This window comes from Vibrio sp. R-1, assembly GCF_035615595.1.
Lineage (GTDB): Bacteria > Pseudomonadota > Gammaproteobacteria > Enterobacterales > Vibrionaceae > Vibrio > Vibrio cholerae.
In genome coordinates this window covers 1-15,961 of the sequence record NZ_WPDC01000076.1, presented here as the reverse complement: position 1 = coordinate 15,961, position 15,961 = coordinate 1, and the positions used below count along the sequence as shown (strand labels likewise).

Sequence of the window (15,961 nt, the reverse complement as noted above, 5' to 3'; positions counted from 1 at the left end):
CATGATATGGGCGAAGGCTTGAGTGATGGTCGTCCAGAGGCCTTGGCTTCTGCGCGTGAATGGCGTACTGCCCCTTTGTGGGGGATAGGTTATACCCAAGAAGTCAATGGACACACCTATTTCTTGCATGATGGCCGTGCGCGCAATGTGCTGGAAGCGGTGTTGTGGCATGGCGGTGAAGCGCAGGCGAGCCGCGATAAGGTACTGCAGTTTGATAAAGCGCAGCGTGAAGCGCTGGTGGCCTTTTTGAATTCACTCTAGGAGAGAAGGATGAAAAAAACAGTGACTCTGCTAGCGGTGTCTTTACTGGCTGCGTGTCAGAGTGCTCCAGACATGGAGCATCCTAGCCAAGCGGTATTCGAGCTAGAGCGTGAATATGCCCACATTCTCGCTGAGCAAACCAAGCAGTTACAGCAGCGTATGGCTCACTATTGCCAAGCGCCGACGACCGATATATCACCACTGAAACAAGAGTGGCAAGCCAGCATGCAAGGTTGGATGGCCTTACAAGGACAGCAGCGTGGGCCGAGTGCCGCATTAGATTTGAGCTGGAATATGCAATTCTGGCCAGATAAAAAAGACACGACTGGGCATAAAATGAAGCAGCTGCTCGCCAAACCGCCAGTATGGGAAGTCGACGATATTGCAAAACAGAGTGTGGCAGTGCAAGGGTTGGGTGCATTGGAATGGCTCATTTTCGATAGCGCATCGCCTTTGCTGACTGCACCGCAGCAAGCTTGTCCAGCCGCGATGGCCATCAGCGCGACTGTGCAGCGTAATGCCACTCACATTGCTAAGGCTTGGCAAGAGAACCCATGGCAATCTTTGGATGATAGCACTTGGCGTGCGGAGTACATCGCGCTGCTTTCCAATCAGTTGGAGTTTACGCTCTCTAAGCTCAATCGGCCGCTGGCCAATATTGGTCAGCCACGGCCTTATTTCTCGGAGTCGTGGCGCTCGAAAACCTCGCTGAGCAATATGCGTTATAACTTGTTGGCGATTCAAGCCTTATACCTTGCCGATGGCAAAGGTATGGATGCGATGCTGCGTCAACAAGGTATGGTTGCCACGGCGGATCGCGTCACCACGCAGTTGGCTGGGATTATCGAAACTTGGCCGCAGCATGCAAGCCTGTTTGATTTGCTGCAAACCAAAGCGGGATATCGCGAGGGTTTAGTTTTGCGCGACAAGCTCGAGCAACTGAACTATTTGCTGCACGACGAAGTGGCTGTGGGACTGGGTGTGGTCATAGGGTTTAATGCAACCGATGGTGACTGATGCAACACGTCGCCACTTATTGCAAGTGGCGCTTTTTGGCTGCACGACACCTTGGCTAATCAGCGGTTGTAGCTCTGCGCGATCACCCCAGCCTGCCTTGATTGGCTGTGCAATAGAAGGGCGAGAACGCTTTAGCGTAGTGATGGCAGATAACGCTGGTCAGGCGGTCGGTAAGCTTGCCTTACCTGCTCGAGGGCATGGTATTGCCATTCACCCAAGGTTGCCGCATGCGGTGGCTTTTGCACGCCGCCCCGGTCAGTTTATGTCGGTGTTTGATTATCAAACGGCGCAGCAAATTGTGCTGCGTCCCGCCGATACGCAGCGTTACTACTACGGACATGGTGTCTATTCACATGATGGCCGCTACTTATTTGCCACGGAAGGGGAGCAGAAAACCAGTCGTGGTGTAATTGGCGTTTATGATGTGACTCACCACTATCAAAAAGTCGCGGAATGGAGCGGTTTTGGGATTGGTCCTCACGAAGTGATCTTGATGGCCGATGGTCGTTTGGTTGTGGGGGTTGGTGGCGTCCACACTTTTGGCCGTGAGCCGTTAAATCTAGAGAGTATGCAGCCAAGTTTGACTTACCTCTCAGCGCAAGGTGAGGTACTGGATCAAATCACTTTACCTGATCGCCATCTGAGCATCCGTCATTTGGCTCATGATGGGGATAACACAGTCCTGTGTGGTCAGCAATATCGCGGCCAGCCAGACGATTATCCTCCCTTAGTTGCCATGCACACGGGGACTGGTCCGCTTAAGCCATTACAAGCAGAGCCTGAGCAGTGGGCGCGTTTTAATCACTATATTGCCAGTATTGCGGCGACCGATGAGTGGATTCTTGCCACCTCTCCCCCCGGGAATTGCTATGGGATCTGGTCAAAAGCCACGGGCGAATTGGTGGAATTAGCCGCTTTAGCCGATGCTTCCGGCGTGGTTGTTCGCCATGGTGCTTTTCAAATCAGTTCGGGGTCGGGCAAAATCATTTTGCAATCTGCACCTGAGCTCTCGCAATCGCATATGAGCAATGTGATGTGGGACAACCATTGGTCAGCGATCTAGGCATAACCCTCCTACTTGATGTGGCAGCGGCGTTGGCCACGTTTGTTCTCCCCCATAGTCTCTCTGGGCTTATGGGGATGAACGTACTTGCCGCCGCCTTGCTTGCCGTCATCCTGCAACGCTCATTCGTTTGGGAATAGAACGACCGACGATAAAGATGAGACACGAGTGAAAATAGTCCTATCAATAGCTTAATTTTGCGGCTGAGTTTTGCCATACTTAGTGCATCTTCAGCCAGTAGGGCGTTTTGATGAAAAGCCGAGTCGTTGCCGCTATCGCATTGTTATTCTTTGTTATTCCGTGTTCTGCCACCCAGCGTTTTGTTGAATTGGGGTGGATTGATAGCACTTCGCCGGTCAATGAACAGATCACCAACCCGGCTTTGGTTGAGCAAATCTATCACAGTAACAATGATCAGTTACTGTGGAGCGATCTTGCCACGGCGAACCATTTTGAAGCTCAGCTTGAGGTGATTCACCGTGCGAGTTTCAGTCCTTTGTTTAGCCGACAACTTTTCGCGCTCAAAAGCTATCGTCAGCAAGATAGATGGCATGAGTATGATGTGTTAGCGACCGACACTTTACTGCAATACCTCAGCTATGCTGAGCAGGCACCAAAAATCGGTATTGCTTGGTTTTTTGAAGGTCAACTTGATCAACCTCTTGCTCCGCCGAGTGAAGAGGCGCAACTGGCTTTGCATATGGCGATCGGTAACCAGTCGCTCGCTCGCTTAATGGATGAATACACTCCACAAGACCCTGCTTATCAACAACTGCTGCAGGCGTATCAATCACTCTCGAGCATTGAGTTTAATGAGGTGGCACTATACGAGCAGATGGAGCGGCTTAAGCGTCCGGGTGACCCATTAAGCCACCGTGAAGCTTTAGTGCAGCGTTTAGCTCTGGTGAATCTGGATACCACATCCATCTTGAATGATGTGGCCTATTACGACGCCTCGCTTGAAAAACCGATCAAGCAGTTTCAGAAGATGCATGGCTTGCAGACTGATGGCGTGATTGGCCCACAAACCATGAAGTGGTTGAACACATCCGTAACTGAGCGCCTTGCCTTATTAGCGCTTAATGCAGAGCGGATTCGCTTATGGCCAACCCAGCAAGACAGCATGATTGTGGTCAATGTGCCCGGTTTTGATATGAAGTATTGGGATGCCGGCCGCGAAGTCTTTGAAGCCAAGGTGGTGGTAGGCAAAACCACCAGACCGACACCGGTGATGAATACCAAACTCGATTCACTGATCATCAATCCAACTTGGAATGTGCCGCATAAAATCATGGTGGAAGACATCCTACCCATGGTGAAACGTGATAGTGAGTATCTCGCCAATCATCGTATGGAAATCATTCGTGGTTGGAGCGATCCAGAAGTGATTGACCCTGCTCTGATTGATTGGGAAACCGTTGAACCGGAAACCTTCCCATACCGTCTGCGCCAACAGGCAGGCGTGCAAAATGCGCTTGGGACCTATAAGTTTAATACGCCCAATTCACGCGCTATCTATCTGCATGATACGCCGAGCAAGCATCTGTTTAATAACGCGTCTCGGGCGTTCAGTTCTGGCTGTATTCGGGTAGAAAACGCTGAAAAGTTTGCGCAAACCTTACTCGCTAATCAGGGCATTACGCTCGACGATTTTCCAGTGAGCACCCAAGCGATTGCGCTCAAAAAGCGCATTCCAGTCCACATCATCTATCAGACCGTGTGGTATGAAGAAGGTGTACTGCATTATCGTGATGATATTTATCACTATGATGCTTTAGCTCTCGGCAATGGTGACGCGTCTCCAAATTTGACTAAAATTTGACAGCAGATATTTTTCCTTTCTGCTCAAGGAATAAGCGAGATTCTCTCTAGAATCAGTGATAGTTAGCACGTTTTATGCATTTGATATCGAACCCAGAGTCCGGTACTTTCCGTATCGATAGAGCCCAGTTCGGTAGGTAATTAAAGTGCAAACAACACGTCGAGATTTCTTAAAACTGACTGCGGGCGGATTAATTTTAGCCGCCTGTACGCCCAGCATCGCGTTCGCGAGTTATGCCGCCAAGCCAAGAGAATTGGCATTAAGCAACTTACATACAGGCGAAAGCATTGAAACGCGCTATTTTAATGGCAAAAATTACGTTCGTTCTGAATTGAAACGGCTGAATCATTTATGCCGTGATTTTCGTCGTGACGAAGTGCATGCCATGGATAAGTTGCTGTTTGATCAACTGTGCCAAATCCAATTGCTACTTGGCACTCAAGCCGAGGTGCATATTGTCTCTGGTTACCGCTCTCCCGCGACAAACAAGCAGCTACGCAGTAAATCAAAAGGCGTGGCGAAGAAAAGTTACCACATGTCTGGGCAGGCTATCGATTTCCGTTTGGATGGTGTGTCGCTAAAGAAAATCCGTGAAGCGGCGATCAGTTTGCAAGCGGGTGGTGTTGGTTACTATCCGAAAAGCCAATTTATCCACATTGATACCGGTCCTGTACGCCAATGGGTCGGTGCCTAACTTGTCAAAGGCGGGCGTTAATGACATAGTGCCTGCCAGTTAAGAATCAGACAGGATAGGTTTATGTCTTTACAATATCAGGTGGTGCCTGTTACGGCCTTTGCTCAGAACTGCTCTATCGTGTGGTGTGATGAAACCATGGAAGGCATAGTGGTGGATCCGGGGGGTGATGTGAAACAGCTCGCGATGTTGATCGCGGAGCTAGGCGTAAAAGTAACCCAACTGGTACTGACTCATGGTCACCTTGATCACGTTGGTGGTACGCAGTCACTGGCGCAAGCTCTCGGTGGAACTCGGGTTGTCGGGCCGCACAAAGCGGATAATTTCTGGCTACAAGGGCTCGAAGGGCAAAGCAAAATGTTTGGCTTTCCGCTTACGGAAGCCTTTGAACCTGATGAGTGGCTCGATGATGGCGATGTGATCCACTTTGGTCAGCAAACTCTGCAAGTTATCCATACTCCCGGACATACACCAGGTCATGTTGTGCTGTTTAGTGAAGCGGCACGTTTGGCGTTTGTGGGTGATGTGCTGTTTAACGGCAGTATTGGCCGTACGGATTTCCCGCAAGGGGATTTCAATACTCTGATTGCGTCTATCAAAAATAAACTCTGGCCGCTTGGCAGCGATGTCACTTTCATCCCCGGTCATGGCCCCCAATCTACCTTTGGCCGTGAACGTGCCAGCAACCCATTTGTCGCGGACGAAATGCCGCTCTACTGAAGATCCTCTGGCTCGGCAGCGGCAAGATAGCGCCGAGCCAATCCGACAAACTCTTCCGCACTGCGATCTAAGTCCTGCTCTGAAATAAAAATATCGTAACCAAAGAAGTCTCGTTGATACTGCATTCGATTGGCCAGCATGGCTTGCAGTCCGGTGTATTGTTTGCCCTCGGCGTCCACATAGGGTGTGGAGTCCAATACCAGATCTTCAAATTGATGATGCCGCGCTTTTTGTTGAGCACCGAGATAGAGTAAGGCGCGTTGACTGAGCAACAGTTGGGTCGATAAGCGAGGGCAAATACTGTTGAGGTAGGGCGCGTAATGTTTAAGACGAATGCCAACCCAAGGTAGAGGTTGATGCCAGCCTTCCCGCTCGTAACTGCACACACCAATCTGGCTGATATTATTCCATTTCACCACCCAACCGCCTTGATAAAAATGCTGCTGGAGATGGGTTGCCGTTAATGTGTAAGCCACTTGTCCTTTTAACATCAACCAGTAGGCAATGCCTGCCCAAGCCATGAGCGCGAGTATTCCGACCACGGCTTGCAAAAGGGATTCGGCGATGCCAATCACTACCAAAGTGATAAGGCCAGCCAAGGCTAACAGTCCCTTTATCACGAAAGGCGTGAAATGGATCTGATGATTGTACAGTTGCAAAGTGGGCATGCCCTTCTCACTCTTTGGCCGTGTCGCCCAAATTATAGTCATCTAAGCGGGCTAAAGATCATTTGTCGCCGAGAACTTGACCTCATCCCTACAAACGTCGAACGTAATTTGCTATAAAGCGCGCTTCAAAATTTTATGACTGCCTTTGGGCAGTGAAATGGAGACCGACCCGATGAGATTAGCTCATAAGCGTAAAGTGCAGGCTAAGCTGCAAAAACGCATTAAAGCGATCGTTGCTAACCTTGCCACGGTAAAAGCGACGGTAAAATCGAGCACCTCTGTGCAGAAACCTGCGCAATCCGTGCACTCAAAGGCCCTTTCGGCACACCAATCTGAGCAAGCGGCAACGCCAACGCCAACGGTGACTTGTCAACTGACGCCAAAACAGCAGCAAGTCCTCGAGATTGTGCGTGGTGCAGTTGAGGGGATTAACCCCAAAGCGATTGGTTTGCTTGCAGGCCAAGAGGAAGCGAAAGCTTCTGCATGGGCCGCGGGCGCGCTAAAAAAACTGCTCGATGAAAAGCTGGTTGAGAAAAACCAAGTCGGCAATAAAGTGACTTACACTCTGGCGGTGTAAGTTCTAAGTAAAGCTCCGTTATCGGAGCTTTGCTACTGCTGACCAAGGTATCTACTGGCTCCTAGTTCACTTGAGCTGTTATCGTCTTGCAAGTGATAGCTATGCCTTTGTCACATTTTTTACTCTTTTCTTTAAAATCCTCTCACGTAGAAATGACTACGTATTTCCCTATCATATATTCATTAATCTTTCTTTATCATTTTGTTTTTCAATGAATTTTGTTTTTGTCCTACGTAGTAATACTTAAGACGAATGGCTAAGTCGTGCGGTTAGGGTGTTACTTGGCTGCGTGGTCTCGCCGATTTCTTGTCTTACGAATATCGACCACATTGTTGACGAGCCTGTTGCAGGGTGCGCAGGTATGGATAACCAAGGACGTCAAACCATGAGTCTGATTCATCAATCTGTATCACGAGTTATGAAGCGAAGCGTGCTGCTTATTGCGGCGGGTGTTGCGCTGCTCACAACTTCCGCTTTTGCAGAAGAGAAAGTTTACCGTTTAACACTGGCTGAGACATGGGGACCTAACTTCCCAATCTTCGGCGACACCACAAAGAATATGGCGGCAATGGCGGAGAAAATGTCCAATGGCCGTTTACAAATTCGCATTGATTCTGCCAACAAACATAAAGCGCCACTGGGTGTGTTTGATATGGTGAAATCGGGCCAATACGACATGGGACACTCCGCGTCTTATTACTGGAAAGGCAAAGTTCCGAACACTTTGTATTTTACCTCTATGCCTTTTGGTATGACGACGGGCGAGCAATACGCATGGTTCTACCACGGTGGTGGTATGGAACTGATGGAGAAGGTTTACTCTCCACACAATATGCTCTCATTCCCCGGTGGTAACACTGACGTGCAGATGGGCGGCTGGTTCCAAAAAGAGATCAACAGCGTTGAAGATCTGCAAGGGCTGAAAATGCGCATTCCCGGTTTTGCCGGAGAAGTGTTAGCGGAGCTCGGTGCCAAACCCACCAACATTGCTCCGGGAGAGCTATACACCTCGCTCGAGCGTCGCACGATTGATGCGCTAGAGTGGGTAGGGCCGTCACTTGACCTACGTATGGGTTTCCACAAGATTGCGCCTTATTACTACACCGGTTGGCATGAGCCAGCAACTGAGCTGCAATTCTTAGTCAACCAAAAGACGTGGGATAAATTGCCTGAAGATCTGCGTGAAATCTTACGTGTTGCGATGCGCACTGCGGCTTACGACATGTATGTTCAATCAGTTCATGAAAGTGGCAAAAACTGGGTTTCGATTACCCAAGAGTTCCCAGATGTGAAAGTGAAGACCTTCCCAGCGCCTGTGATTAAAGCCCTGCGTGAGGTTAACGACCGACTACTGGCGAAACACGCAGCAGAAGATCCACTGGCTAAAGAGATCCAAGAATCGCAAGCCAACTATCTAAAACAAACACGTAGTTGGACAGATATTTCACTGCGAGCCTACCTCAATAGCGAATCACAATGATAAGCTGAACTGCGTGTGCAGGAAGCCCAAGAAAAGCACATAACGATAAGCTCCGTGCACATTCGTGACACGGAGCAATTTGATTAGACAGGGAGTGTGTAATGAGAAGTCTGATTTATGTTGAGCGGTTATTTAACCGTCTTAGCGATCTACTGGGGTGGCTCTCCAGTATTCTGTTTATTCTGTTGGTGGCCAACGTCGTGTATGACGTTGTGATGCGCTATGCCTTTAACGATGTTTCTATCGCCTTTCAAGAATTAGAGTGGCATCTGTTTGCCACGGTTTTTTTACTTGGTATTCCTTACGCCATTAAAGCGGGCGGCCATGTACGAGTCGATCTGTTCTATGAACGTTTATCGATGAAAGCACAGGCGGTGATCGACATTCTTGGCACTCTGTTTTTCCTGTTGCCGTTCTGCTTGTTGGTGGTCTATTTCGGGATCGACTTTGCCAAAGAAAGCTACGCGCTGGGTGAAACGTCCGGTGACCCGGGTGGTTTGCCATATCGTTGGATTATCAAGGCGATGATCCCAGTCTCTTTCACTTTCATGGCGATAAGTGGCGTCGGCTTGATCATCCACTCGCTCAATAAAGTGTTTAACCCACGTCTGATGCACGCAGACCAAACTAAGTAAGGGAAACGTATGATTGGTATTGTGATGTTTTTCGTTGCCCTGTTTGCGCTACTACTGGGTTTCCCCGTCGCTTTTACTTTTGGTGGCATTGCGCTGATTTTTGGCGTGTGGGCTGAAGGCATAGAGATGTTTGCGTTCATGCCTTACCGCATTCAATCGATCATGGAAAACACCGTGTTAATGGCGGTGCCGCTGTTTGTGTTTATGGGTTTGGTGCTACAAAAAACCAAGCTGGCGGAGCAATTATTAGAGTCGATGGGGCGCTTATTTGGTGGCATTCACGGTGGTGTGGCGATTTCTACCGTATTGGTGGGCACGTTACTCGCCGCTTCGACAGGGGTAGTGGGGGCATCGGTTGTGGCGATGGGACTAATCTCACTGCCTGTGATGCTCAAATACCGTTACGACAAAGGGTTGGCGTGTGGCACCATCTGTGCGTCGGGGACCCTTGGACAAATCATTCCGCCTTCTATCGTATTGATTCTATTGGGTGATGTGCTTGGGGTTCCGGTTGGCGATCTGTTCCAAGCCGCACTCTGGCCGGGTTTGATGCTGGTGGCGGCGTATATCATCTACATCCTGATTTACGCCAAGCTGAATCCGCAAGCGGCGATGCCTATTGAACCTGATGCCGATTTATCACGTCGTCAAGAAGTGGTGAAAGCACTGAAAGCGGTTATCCCGCCGTTGGCGCTGATTGTGGTGGTTCTGGGCTCGATTTTCGCTGGTGTGGCGACGCCCACAGAGTCCGCAGCACTTGGTGGTGCGGGCGCGATTTTACTGGCATTGGCGTATGGTCAATTCAGTTGGTCAATGGTCTATGATGCCTCTAAAGAAACCGTCAAAGTGACCGCCATGGTATTTGCTATTTTGCTCGGCGCGACCGCGTTCTCGATGGCGTTTACTTATACCGGTGGTGATGAGCTGGTCGAAGAGTGGATGATGAATCTGCCCGGAGATAAATGGGGCTTCTTGATTGTCACTATGTTGGTGATCTTAATCCTGGGTTTCTTTATCGACTTCGTAGAAATCTGTTTCATCATAGTACCGATTTTGGCTCCAGTCGCTGTGCTGATGGATGTGGATATGACGTGGTTTGCTATCTTAATTGCGATGAACTTGCAAACGTCGTTCTTAACTCCGCCGTTCGGGTTTAGTTTGTTCTATCTGAAAGGGGTTGCGCCAAAGTCGGTCACCACCATGGACATCTATCGCGGCGTTGTGCCTTTTATCCTGATCCAGATTTTGGTTTTGATTTCGTTGATGGTATTCCCAAGCTTCTATGGAATGTGATTTCTATGGAATGTGATCCGACTCAAGAGTGAGCGTATCGAAATTCAATCCACAACAACAAGTTGTTAGAGTGAAACTGCTTTTCGAAGGGTCGGAAAGCAGTTTTTTTATGAGGAAATGGAATGCCTCTCAAAGCCAAATTGATTTTGCTGGCTTTACTGCCTCTCTTAATTGCCACAGCAAGCATCAGTTGGATTTCGATCCATCAGGCTAAAACCTTAGGCCAGCGTGAAATTGAGATCTTCCGAGCTAAGCTGATGGAAGAGCGCGAAACCTCACTCAAAGACAGCGTCGAGGTGGCGTTTGATGCGGTGAGGTTGATTGCCAGTAATCCCAACTTAAGTGAAGCGGAAGCCAAACAGCAGGTCAAAGCAGTATTAACCAATATTCGTTATGGATCTGATGGCTATTTTTTCGCTTATGATGCTCAGGGCACGAACTTGGTGCATCCGATCCAGCCTGAGCTGGTAGGGCAAAACTTATGGCAGTTGCAAGATGAACGCGGTGACTTTCTCATCCAAGCGCTTCTTTTCCAAGCTCAATCGGGTGGTGGGTATCACCAATATTTGTGGCGCAAACCCTCAAGTGGAGAGACGGTCCCTAAACTCAGCTATTCGGCTTGGCTTGACGACTGGGAATGGATGATCGGCACTGGCTTGTACATTGAAGATCTCAGTCATGAAGTCGAGAAGATGCAAGCGGCAGTGAACGCAAATATTGATACCACCTTCTTTTCTGTTGTGGTGATTTTGATAGTCACTGTAGCGGTGATCATTGTGTTGACCTTAGCCATCAACCTGCATGAACACCGTTTGGCGGATAAGAATCTCAAAGATTTGGTACACAAAACCGTGTTGTTTCAGGAAGATGAAAAGAAGCATCTCGCCCGCGAACTGCATGACGGAATTAATCAGTTATTGGTGTCTAGCAAGTGTCATCTTGAGTTACTGGCCAACCAACTGAACGACCCTAAACAGATCGTGCATCTGGAAAAATCCCAGCACTCGTTGATGACTGCAATTAATGAAGTTCGGCGAATTTCACACCATTTGCGCCCTAGTGCGCTGGATGATCTCGGTTTACAAGCGGCACTCACAACGCTGCTTGAGGATTTCAAACTGCATTCACAAATGGAGATCGAGATGTTGTTTGACACCCAACCGGGCAAGCTAAAATCGGAAGTGGCAACCACGTTGTATCGAGTGGTGCAAGAGTCACTCAATAATATTGAAAAACACGCCAAAGCCGAGAAAGTCACGGTATTACTGCAGCAAATGGGTGATATGTTGCAGCTTATGGTGCGTGATGATGGGGTAGGATTTTCCAGCAAAGAAGCGCTGCAAAAACGCGGGATTGGTTTACGTAACATGTGCGAACGTGTGGAGTTTATTGGTGGGGAATTTGAATTAAGCAGCGAGCCACAATTGGGCACCGAAATTACGGTTTTACTGAAGTTGGATGGAAGTGTTTATGGATAAACCAATCAGAGTGGTGATGGTGGATGATCATCAGGTGGTGTTGGATGGTTTTATTGCGCGTTTAGAGCAAGAGCCGGAAATCGAGGTTGTCGCCACGGCGAGTAATGGATTGGAAGCTTTAGAATTGGTCAAACTTCACCAACCGGATGTGGTGCTGATGGATGTGAGTATGCCGATTATGAACGGTATTGAAGCCACCCGCTTGATCAAAGAAGAAGTTCCTCACACCAAAGTATTGATGCTGACCATGCATGATAACCGCGAGTACATTATGCAAGTGATGCAAGCCGGCGCGATGGGCTACATGCTCAAAGAAATCTCAGCACTGAAAATGGTGCAAGCGATCAAAACGGTTCATCAAGGCGCGACGTACTTCTGCGAATCCACCACCTCGACACTGTTTAGCCAAGAGATTTTACCTGTGGCGAATAAGCCAAACCCGCTGAGCCGCCGTGAAGAGGCAATTTTACGTATGGTTGCACAAGGTTGCAGCAGTAAAAAAATCGCGACCTTGCTGAATATCAGCTATCGCACGGTCGAAACCCATAGGCAAAATATTAAGCATAAGCTCGACATCCACTCCACGGCAGAGTTAGCTCAATACGCGCTACAACATGGTTTACTGGAGTGAACTATTCTGGCTGCGTGATGCTACCAATCGTCAGCATTGGCGCGGCATCCATATCTTGCGCGTTCATCATGGCAGAGATGCGTTGTACAGAAGAGAGCAGTAAGCTCTGTTCCCAATCTTGTAATTGATGGAATTGCTCAACAAAGCTCTCTTGTAAAGGCTGTGGGGCTTGTGCGAGCAGCTTACGCCCCTCATCGGTTAAGTGAGCATGAACTTTGCGTTTATCACTGTTACTGCGCACGCGCTGTACATAGCCGTTACGCTCCAATCGATCCAAAATCGTGGTAGCCGTGCCTTGGCTCATATTGGTATGCACCGCGAGCTCACGGATGGTGACCTGTTCACCTAAGTCATGAATTGAACGCATCAAAATCAATTGGGGGCCGGTGAGCCCTGCGTCCTTATTAAGTTTTTTGGAGTGTAGGTCAATGGCGCGGATGATCTGGCGCAGTGCGACTAATACTTCTTCGTGTTTTTCCACAGAGGGTTCACCCAGTTTGTGCTGAATCTGTCGCGAACCATACCTTACTTACCTGGATTTTTAAAGTGTTGAGCTAACAGTAACCCATAGCGTTATTGCGATAGTTTTTGAATTTTGCATTCCAGACGGATGCTTTGAGTAGGAATTAAATTTCGGTAGTTTCTGATATGGTTTTTTGACATGAACAAGGGGGTCTCTATCTTAAACTGACTTAAATGGTCTGAAAGCTAGATCTTTTCTGTGATCTATGTAAAATAATCGTGCTTTTAATGAATGGAATTAACAATGAGTACAAAGCAATTTGTGATTAATAAACCGAAAATGCTTTGTTGTCATTGTTGTTGAGCTCGATTGAAATGACTCAGAGAGGATACATGACAAAAGAAATTGATAAGTACAGTATCGATAATACGGACTACACCGTAGGCCAAGATAATGTGCAGAAATGGGGGTTTGATGTGCACAATCCCGTGTTTGGGATCAGTGCAGGTTTGATTGCTGCATTTTTACTACTGACCGTACTCGTGGATGCCCACCAAGCTAAGATTGGGCTTGATACCGTAAAGCAGAACATTATTGCGGGCTTCGACTGGTTGTTTATCTGGTCGGGTAACCTATTCCTACTGTTTTGTATCGGATTGGTCATTTCACCGTTTGGTAAAATTCGGTTAGGTGGACAGGCCGCGAAAGCGGACCACTCTTTTCTATCTTGGTTATCGATGCTGTTTGCTGCAGGGATGGGAATTGGTTTGATGTTCTGGAGTGTTGCAGAACCCGTGGCCTATTATACGGGCTGGTATGAAACACCACTGGGCGTAGAAGCCAACACTCCTCAAGCTGCGCAACTGGCGATGGGAGCAACCATGTTCCACTGGGGACTTCACCCGTGGGCCATTTATGGTGTTGTTGCTCTATCATTGGCTTTTTTCTGCTACAACAAAGGCTTGCCACTTTCAATGCGCTCGGTTTTTTATCCGCTACTGGGTGATCGCGCTTGGGGATGGGCGGGGCATGTGGTCGATATTCTTGCGGTATTAGCCACGCTGTTTGGTTTGGCAACGTCTCTCGGTCTTGGGGCGCAGCAAGCGGCTTCTGGTATCCACCATGTATTTGGTTTTGAATCGGGCATTGGGCTACAAATTGCGGTGATCTGTGTGGTGACGGGTTTAGCCACATTGTCTGTGGTTCGAGGTATTGATGGAGGGGTGAAAGTCATCTCTAACATCAATATGATTGTCGCGTTTTTATTGCTCGCACTGGTGGCAGTGATTGGTTATAGCGTCACATTGACTTCGATTCCGACGACTTTAATGGCTTACCTACAAAACTTAATCCCGCTGAGTAATCCTCATGGTCGTGAAGATGAAGTGTGGTTCCAAGGTTGGACGGTCTTCTACTGGGCATGGTGGATTTCATGGTCACCGTTCGTGGGCATGTTCATCGCACGTGTTTCTAAAGGACGTACCATTCGTGAATTCATTGTGGCGGTCTTATTGATCCCAACGTTAGTGACACTGGTGTGGATGTCGGTATTTGGTGGTCTGGCCGTGGATCAAGTGATTAATGAAATCGGCGTGTTAGGTCAAAATGGCTTAACCGATGTTTCGCTGGCCATGTTCCAGATGTTTGATTCGCTGGTTTTCGGTAAGGTGCTATCTGTGATTGCCGTGGTGTTGGTTTTGGTATTTTTTATTACATCGTCAGATTCGGGTTCACTGGTCATTGACAGTATTACCTCAGGCGGCAAATTGGACTCACCTGTATTGCAGCGTGTATTTTGGGCGGTACTCGAAGGCGCAGTCGCGGTTGCACTGCTATGGATTGGAGGTTCGGAAGCGGTGCAAGCGCTGCAAGCGGGCGTTATCTCTACAGCCTTGCCATTTACGGTGATCTTGCTACTGATGTGCGTCAGCTTATGGAAAGGGTTAAAAACCGAACCTGAGTTTAGTGCGACACCGCTATCAAGCAATTCATAAAGGCATAAAAAAGTCCGGCATTTATGCCGGACTTTTAGATCATCAATGGTGTCTTAGGCTCTTTGGAGTGCCTGTGGTTCAATAGTGTCATTGATAAGTGTTGGTGGCAGTTTGGCTACCTGCTGGATCAGTAGGGGATTGCCCAGAACATAACTCAGTTCGACTTTGGTCAGTAGCGCCAGTAGGCTTTCCTGACTCTCCGCTTCCTGTACTTTAATGCGTGCTACCGCATCCAAAGGTTCAATCGCGGTGCCGGGTTGGCGCGACGGCAGTTTATCCATCATCGCAATATGTAGAGCGATCAAGTTGTGATCAGCAAGTACCATGCGTGCGTTCCATACTTCCTGAAGATCCATCACATACTCGTCACGACGAGCTTGCGCAGCAAGCACAATCGCCGGTGTTTCAATTTCTTCTGGAGTCGCAAGAATGCGTTTTTGTTTAAACCAAGCTCCGATGGTGTATGACGCCGTGATCCCAGAGAGTGGTACTGAGAACCACAAACCGATTAAGGCTGGAGACATCCACGCCAGTAGGGTCCATGAGTCGAGCATAGCGGCATAACCAAGGAGTACTCCCGCTGTCATATGCCAACGGTGGCGGTACAGCAAGTCTTTGATTGGCAAGCTACCGTCATCACGTCGTTGAGGAGCCCAACCACTATCACGTCCAAACAAAATCGACACAACCGCGCCACAGTGGATGAGCATCATGATGGGAGCGACCAGTGCAGACAGTAGGATCTCTGTCACCGCGCTGAGTATGACTCTCAGTCGTCCCCCTAAGGTACGACACATTTCACCATCAAACATCAGCAGCAGTAATCCGAAAATTTTCGGGCTAAATAGAATACCCATGGTGATGTAGAACAGTTGCAATGCGCGTGCGGAGTCCATGACCGGCCAAGTTGGGAACAGTGAAAACTGCTCGGTAAAATACTCAGGACGAATAAAGTGCGCTTGCAGTGCCAGTAACAAACCCGACAAAATCAATAGCAGCCAAAATGGCGAAGAGAGGTAGGACATAATGCCCGTAGTCAGGTGCAAACGACTGATCCAGTGCAGACCTTTGGTGCCTATGATGCGGCTGTGTTGCAGGTTGCCTTGACACCAACGGCGATCGCGCACGGCTAAATCGATAATCGAAGGAGGGCACTCTTCAAAAG

At 48.6% G+C, this 15,961-nt stretch carries 16 protein-coding genes and 1 pseudogene; 14 read left to right on the top strand and 3 right to left on the bottom strand.

Features of this window, described 5'->3' with window-relative positions; all coding sequences use genetic code 11:
* The 7 genes from GOU96_RS13935 to GOU96_RS13905 form a co-directional block, all read left to right on the top strand.
* The coding region (locus GOU96_RS13935) for a di-heme oxidoredictase family protein (protein WP_324701982.1) at window positions 1-261 on the top strand (261 nt) is incomplete at its 5' end.
* A gap of 9 nt (window positions 262-270) precedes the next feature.
* Entirely contained in the window at window positions 271-1,278 is a 1,008-nt protein-coding gene (locus GOU96_RS13930) for an imelysin family protein (RefSeq protein WP_267783133.1), read from the top strand.
* Window positions 1,268-2,341, top strand: a complete 1,074-nt coding sequence (locus GOU96_RS13925; RefSeq protein ID WP_267783134.1) for a DUF1513 domain-containing protein — start codon at window positions 1,268-1,270, stop codon at window positions 2,339-2,341. The genes GOU96_RS13930 and GOU96_RS13925 overlap by 11 nt, the downstream gene beginning before the upstream one ends.
* A complete protein-coding gene (locus GOU96_RS13920) occupies window positions 2,314-2,481 on the top strand; it encodes a hypothetical protein (RefSeq protein WP_001904204.1) in 168 nt (55 codons plus the stop codon). The genes GOU96_RS13925 and GOU96_RS13920 overlap by 28 nt, the downstream gene beginning before the upstream one ends.
* Window positions 2,482-2,591: 110 nt before the next feature.
* On the top strand, window positions 2,592-4,163 hold the full coding sequence (locus GOU96_RS13915) for a L,D-transpeptidase family protein (RefSeq protein WP_162806246.1): 1,572 nt from the start codon (window positions 2,592-2,594) through the stop codon (window positions 4,161-4,163).
* A 145-nt stretch (window positions 4,164-4,308) separates the two neighbouring features.
* Window positions 4,309-4,857, top strand: a complete 549-nt coding sequence (locus GOU96_RS13910; protein WP_001195150.1) for a DUF882 domain-containing protein — start codon at window positions 4,309-4,311, stop codon at window positions 4,855-4,857.
* A gap of 63 nt (window positions 4,858-4,920) precedes the next feature.
* Window positions 4,921-5,577 carry an MBL fold metallo-hydrolase gene (locus GOU96_RS13905; protein WP_000058362.1) on the top strand — a complete coding sequence of 219 codons (657 nt, stop codon included), beginning with the start codon at window positions 4,921-4,923 and terminating at the stop codon, window positions 5,575-5,577.
* Here GOU96_RS13905 and GOU96_RS13900 read toward each other — a convergent pair.
* Complete coding sequence (locus GOU96_RS13900; protein WP_001142691.1) at window positions 5,571-6,245, bottom strand: DUF2982 domain-containing protein; 675 nt, start codon at window positions 6,243-6,245, stop codon at window positions 5,571-5,573. The genes GOU96_RS13905 and GOU96_RS13900 overlap by 7 nt on opposite strands.
* A gap of 172 nt (window positions 6,246-6,417) precedes the next feature.
* Here GOU96_RS13900 and GOU96_RS13895 point away from each other — a divergent pair, with 172 nt between their 5' ends.
* The 6 genes from GOU96_RS13895 (at window position 6,418) to GOU96_RS13870 (ending at window position 12,339) form a co-directional block, all read left to right on the top strand.
* Window positions 6,418-6,822 (top strand): hypothetical protein, encoded by a 405-nt coding sequence (locus GOU96_RS13895; protein WP_032470836.1) that lies wholly within the window; start codon window positions 6,418-6,420, stop codon window positions 6,820-6,822.
* Window positions 6,823-7,207: 385 nt separating this feature from the next.
* Entirely contained in the window at window positions 7,208-8,302 is a 1,095-nt protein-coding gene (locus GOU96_RS13890; protein WP_001918468.1) for a TRAP transporter substrate-binding protein, read from the top strand.
* A gap of 101 nt (window positions 8,303-8,403) precedes the next feature.
* Window positions 8,404-8,937 carry a TRAP transporter small permease subunit gene (locus GOU96_RS13885; protein WP_001257145.1) on the top strand — a complete coding sequence of 178 codons (534 nt, stop codon included), beginning with the start codon at window positions 8,404-8,406 and terminating at the stop codon, window positions 8,935-8,937.
* A gap of 9 nt (window positions 8,938-8,946) precedes the next feature.
* Window positions 8,947-10,230 carry a TRAP transporter large permease gene (locus GOU96_RS13880; RefSeq protein ID WP_000579495.1) on the top strand — a complete coding sequence of 428 codons (1,284 nt, stop codon included), beginning with the start codon at window positions 8,947-8,949 and terminating at the stop codon, window positions 10,228-10,230.
* A gap of 122 nt (window positions 10,231-10,352) precedes the next feature.
* A complete protein-coding gene (locus tag GOU96_RS13875; RefSeq protein WP_267782799.1) occupies window positions 10,353-11,708 on the top strand; it encodes a cache domain-containing protein in 1,356 nt (451 codons plus the stop codon).
* On the top strand, window positions 11,701-12,339 hold the full coding sequence (locus GOU96_RS13870; RefSeq protein WP_000360438.1) for a response regulator transcription factor: 639 nt from the start codon (window positions 11,701-11,703) through the stop codon (window positions 12,337-12,339). The genes GOU96_RS13875 and GOU96_RS13870 overlap by 8 nt, the downstream gene beginning before the upstream one ends.
* 1 nt (window position 12,340) lies before the next feature.
* On the opposite strand, the gene GOU96_RS13865 is transcribed toward GOU96_RS13870, so the two are convergent.
* A complete protein-coding gene (locus GOU96_RS13865; RefSeq protein ID WP_000410818.1) occupies window positions 12,341-12,820 on the bottom strand; it encodes a MarR family winged helix-turn-helix transcriptional regulator in 480 nt (159 codons plus the stop codon).
* A gap of 374 nt (window positions 12,821-13,194) precedes the next feature.
* Between GOU96_RS13865 and GOU96_RS13860 the strand changes: the two genes are divergently transcribed.
* Window positions 13,195-14,796, top strand: a complete 1,602-nt coding sequence (locus GOU96_RS13860; protein ID WP_267782801.1) for a BCCT family transporter — start codon at window positions 13,195-13,197, stop codon at window positions 14,794-14,796.
* 53 nt (window positions 14,797-14,849) lie between these two features.
* Here GOU96_RS13860 and GOU96_RS13855 read toward each other — a convergent pair.
* Window positions 14,850-15,961: pseudogene (locus GOU96_RS13855) on the bottom strand (glucan biosynthesis glucosyltransferase H); the annotation flags it as partial.